2 protein-coding genes are annotated in these 1,261 nt (G+C 57.3%); both read left to right on the top strand.

The window, feature by feature from the left end; translation table 11 throughout:
- The first annotated feature begins 157 nt into the window (after positions 1–157).
- Positions 158–577 carry a PTS sugar transporter subunit IIA gene (locus I4W07_RS09010; protein ID WP_148346728.1) on the top strand — a complete coding sequence of 140 codons (420 nt, stop codon included), beginning with the start codon at positions 158–160 and terminating at the stop codon, positions 575–577.
- 57 nt (positions 578–634) lie between these two features.
- Complete coding sequence (locus tag I4W07_RS09005; protein ID WP_099432286.1) at positions 635–1,117, top strand: PTS sugar transporter subunit IIB; 483 nt, start codon at positions 635–637, stop codon at positions 1,115–1,117.
- The last annotated feature ends 144 nt before the right edge of the window (positions 1,118–1,261 follow it).

The following is a 1,261-nucleotide window of genomic DNA, read 5'->3' as shown; positions in this document are numbered from 1 at the left end:
TCCCCGTGGATTCTGACGGTGCTCGTGACCGACCGCCTGGCTCGCTACTACGAGACGGTCACCAAGCACAACCTCAAGTATCGTCGCTACTATCACCAGTTCGACTACTAAAGAAAACGGGTGCGGGAACGTGCCGGGCTATTGAGAGGAACACAGAATGAGACAGTACATCATCGCCAGCCATGCGCACTTCGCCACCGGCATCAAGGAGAGCGTCGAGCTGCTCTCGGGCGCTCGCGACAACGTCCACGATCTTTCGATGTTCGTCGATGGCCGCATGGACGTGGCCGAGGAGGCCCAAAAACTGCTGGCAGGCATGTCTGCCGACGATGATGTCGTTGTCTGCACCGACCTCTTTGGCGGTAGCGTTAACAACGAGTTCACCAAGATCGTCCAGACGCGTCCCCGCACGTACCTCGTTACCAACATGAACCTTCCTCTGCTCATCCAGCTGCTGTTCTCTGACGAGTCGGCGCCGGTTGAGGAGACGATTCGCGCCATCGTCGCTGCGGACGATACGCGCGTGAAGTTTGTCAACGATCTTTTGGTCGATGACGAGGAGGAGGAAGAGTTCTAATCCGCAGCACCTACTGACACGCCGTATGACGGCACAAGACCTTTGGGGGGTCACATTATGATTCAGCTACTTCGCGTTGACCATCGCCTGCTTCATGGCCAGGTCGCAGTTTCCTGGGTTCAGGGCCTTGGCTCCAACTGCATCTTCTGCGTGGGCGATAAGGTCGCTAACGACCCGGTGTGGAAGACGACGCTCAAGATGGGCAAGCCTGCCGGCTGCAAGCTCGTCATCAAAGATATGGAGCATGCAATCGAAGCTATCAACTCGGGCGTGACCGACAAGTACAAGATGATCATCTGCGTCGCCACTATCGCTGAGGCAAAGCAGCTTGTTGAGGGCTGCCCGCAGATCAAGTCGGTCAACCTGGGCAACACCAAGCCCAAGGACGAGAAGCGTCCCGACGCTCGTCAGGTCTCTCGTCAGATCTTCCTGACCGCGGCCGAGGAAGCCGATGTGCGCGAGATGCTGGATCGTGGCGTTGAGGTCGAGATTCGACCCCTGGCCGATGACCCCAAGGTCGACTGCGCCAGCGTGCTCTAGGCGTTCAATTTCGAAGAGTCTGAGCTCTTCGTAGTGTCCTATATGGAAAGGGGGATGTATGCTTACCCAAGCAATCCTCATCGGACTTATCGCCGCATTTGGTAAGTTCGACTGCCAGCTCGGTACGCTCTACGCGTTCCGCCC

The sequence above is a fragment of the Collinsella aerofaciens genome (assembly GCF_015670745.1).
Classification (GTDB): Bacteria; Actinomycetota; Coriobacteriia; order Coriobacteriales; family Coriobacteriaceae; genus Collinsella; species Collinsella aerofaciens_T.
The sequence above is the reverse complement of the archived record's forward strand: the minus strand, read 5'-3'. Positions and strand labels throughout refer to the sequence as shown.